The organism is Deltaproteobacteria bacterium, from assembly GCA_005879535.1.
Classification (GTDB): domain Bacteria; phylum Myxococcota; class Myxococcia; order Myxococcales; family 40CM-4-68-19; genus 40CM-4-68-19.
This window is the reverse complement of the sequence record VBKI01000105.1, coordinates 7,186-10,019: the sequence shown is the minus strand read 5'-3', so window position 1 is coordinate 10,019 and position 2,834 is coordinate 7,186. Positions and strand designations below refer to the sequence as shown.

Annotated in this window: 2 protein-coding genes and 1 pseudogene (1 of these 3 running past the window's edge); 2 read left to right on the top strand and 1 reads right to left on the bottom strand. The window is 64.1% G+C overall.

The window, feature by feature from the left end:
* A complete protein-coding gene (locus E6J58_24020) occupies window positions 1–996 on the top strand; it encodes a hypothetical protein (GenBank protein ID TMB31932.1) in 996 nt (331 codons plus the stop codon).
* Window positions 993–2,834, top strand: a 1,842-nt coding sequence (locus E6J58_24015) for a glycosyltransferase (protein TMB31931.1), incomplete at its 3' end; no start/stop codon positions are given. The genes E6J58_24020 and E6J58_24015, both read left to right, overlap by 4 nt.
* Window positions 2,798–2,834 (bottom strand): annotated as a pseudogene (locus tag E6J58_24010) (hypothetical protein) (it continues 998 nt past the right edge of the window). The gene E6J58_24015 and the pseudogene E6J58_24010 sit on opposite strands and share 37 nt — an antisense overlap.

The following is a 2,834-nucleotide window of genomic DNA, read 5'->3' as shown; positions in this document are numbered from 1 at the left end:
CTGGTCTTGTCTTCCTGTTTATTTTCAGATTTCCGTCCCTCTCTGCAGGCCGCGAGCGTGGCTGCCAGAGGGGAGCGCTTGTACGCGCAGGGGAAATGGGATGAGCCCGCGATCTGGCTCTTCGGAGACTCAGCATTGCAGGGATCGCGGGCGAGACGTACGCGCGCGTCTGTGTCCTTCGAGAGCGGCTATCACTTGCTGCGGGCCGAGAATGAAGACACGTTTGCGACATTCCGCTGCGGGCCCGTGCGCGAGCGTTTCGGCCAACTCGATATGTTGCACGTCGATCTCTACTGGCACGGCCACCCGATCGCCGTCGACGGAGGAAGTTACTGCTACGCTGACGAGAAGATGCATCACCATCTCCACGGCACGGCCAGCCACAACACTGTCACCGTGGATGGCCGCGACCAGATGGTGCAGCAGCGCCGGTTCAGCAGCGTGTACCTCACGCCTGCGAGATTGCTGCGGTACGAGGCACGCAACGGTCGGCGCATGGCGATAGGCGAACACCTTGGGTTCGAGCGGTACGATGGAGCGGTCGTGCATCGGCGTGCTGTGCTCCTCGCAAAGACGGGGCTTTGCGTCGTGATCGACCAGTTGCGCGGGACAGGACAGCACGACGTGCGTGTCCACTGGCTCTGCGCCCCATATCCGTTCGACGCCGAACCATCCCGCGGGGGTCTTCTCCTCCAGACGCCCGAGGGGCCATTCTCCGTGTCCGTGCTCGACGGCCACGGAGCCCCCGTTCCTGGCGACGTTTGCGGTGGATGCGGACATCCACCTCGCGGATGGTTCTCGCGACGCTACCTCGAGAAACAGGCGGCGCCTTCGCTGGCGGTGAGCGCGCGCACCGTGATGCCAGCAACGTTCGTATCGGTGCTTGCTCCCGGCGTGCCGAGTGTCTCCGTAATCGGTCGCCGTTGGTCCGTGGCGAATGCTGGCGACACGGAGCTGATCTTCGATCTCGGGATTGAAGGAATCGTCGTACCGTGAAGATCCTCGTTTTCCATCAGCATTACCTGACTGCCAGCGGAGGCGGGGGGTCCCGCTTCAATGAGTTCGCGCGGTTCTGGGCTGATGCGGGACATCAAATTACGGTCGTTGCAGGGACCGCGGACTATGCCTCCGGTGACATCCCCGATCGCTATCGCCATCGGTGGCTCACCCGTGAATGGGACGGCGCCGTCGAAGTAGTGAGGTGCTTCACCCCAAGCGGTTACGCGCGCAGCTATGCCCGGCGCATGATCAGCTTTGCCGGATTCACATTCTCGGCGGCGACCGCCGCGTTTCAACACCGTGACGCCGACGTCGTGATCGCCACTTCGCCGCCACTCCTGGTGCCCATGCCCGCTTGGATCGCCGCGCGGCTGCGTTTGCGGCCGGCGCCGCTGATCTTCGAGATTCTGGATCTGTGGGCAATTACCACCGGTGTCATCTCCGCCGGATCCCTTCTCGCGCGTGGGCTTTACGCATTAGAGCGTTGGGCTTGCCGGACTGCGGACTGCATCAATGTGCTCACGCCGGCGTTTCGCGAGGACCTCTTGCGGCGCGGATTGGCGCCTGCGGGGAAGATCGCCTTGATCCCCAATGGCGCGGACGTGGACATGTTCTCGACCTCCGCCGAAGGCACGACCATGCGCGCTGAGCTCGGATGGGGCGGACGGACCGTCTTTCTCTACGCGGGGGCACACGGCCGAGCCAACGCTCTCGAACAGCTCATCGACGCTGCTGCGCTGCTGGCAGATCGAGAGGACATCCTGATAGCGTGCGTGGGCGAGGGTCCACAGCGGGCGCAACTCGAGGAGCGAGCGCGGCAGGAGGGTTTGCGCAACATTGTGTTTCATGGCCCCCGGCCAAAGTCGCTCATGCCGGCGATCGTCGCCGCCTCCGATGTGGGGGTCGCGGTGCTCCAGGACAATCCCACCTTTCGCACCGTGTACCCGAACAAGATCTTCGACTACATGGCATGCGCCCGACCCGTCCTTCTCGCTGTCGACGGAGTCGCCAGAGAGCTTGTCGTAGACACCGCCCGAGCTGGTGTGTTCGCTGCGCCGAACAGGCCGGACGAACTCGCCGCTGCGATTCGGGAATTGACGGACGATCGCGCCGGGAGAACCCGGATGGGAGCTTCGGGGTTTGCGTGGGTGCGTGCCAACGCCACACGTTCATCGCTCGCAGCGCGGTATCTTTCTGTCATGGAGCACCTCCCCAAGGCTCCGCAATTGCAACGCGGATTGCCGGGCTTCCTGAAGGCGCTGTTCGACCGCACTTTCGCGTTCGCGGCCTTCCTCTTGCTCAGCCCGCTCCTGGCCGCCATCGCGTTTCTCGTCGCGCGACTCGATGGACCGCCGATCCTGTTCCGGCAGGCTCGGCCGGGCCTGAACGGGAAGCCATTCGAGATGCTGAAGTTCCGGACCATGCGCGGGGAGGACAAGGGCAGTGGGTCGACCGATGAACATCGGCTCACGCGTCTAGGCCGCATCCTGCGCCAGACGAGTCTCGATGAGCTGCCGCAGCTCTGGAACGTGTTGGCCGGCGACTTGAGCCTTGTGGGCCCACGCCCGCTGCTCCTCCGCTATTTGCCGCGATACACGCCCAGGCAGGCGCGTCGCCACCTGGTCCGCCCTGGCATGACCGGTTGGGCGCAGGTGAATGGGCGCAACGCGCTCGACTGGGCGCAGAAGCTCGAATTGGACGTCTGGTACGTCGAGCACTGGAGCTTGTGGCTTGACCTGCGCATCCTTTGCCGCACCCTCGCGAGGGTCTTACAGCGCTCCGGCATTTCCAGGGAAGGTCATGCGACCATGCCGGAGTTCAAAGGCGAGAACACG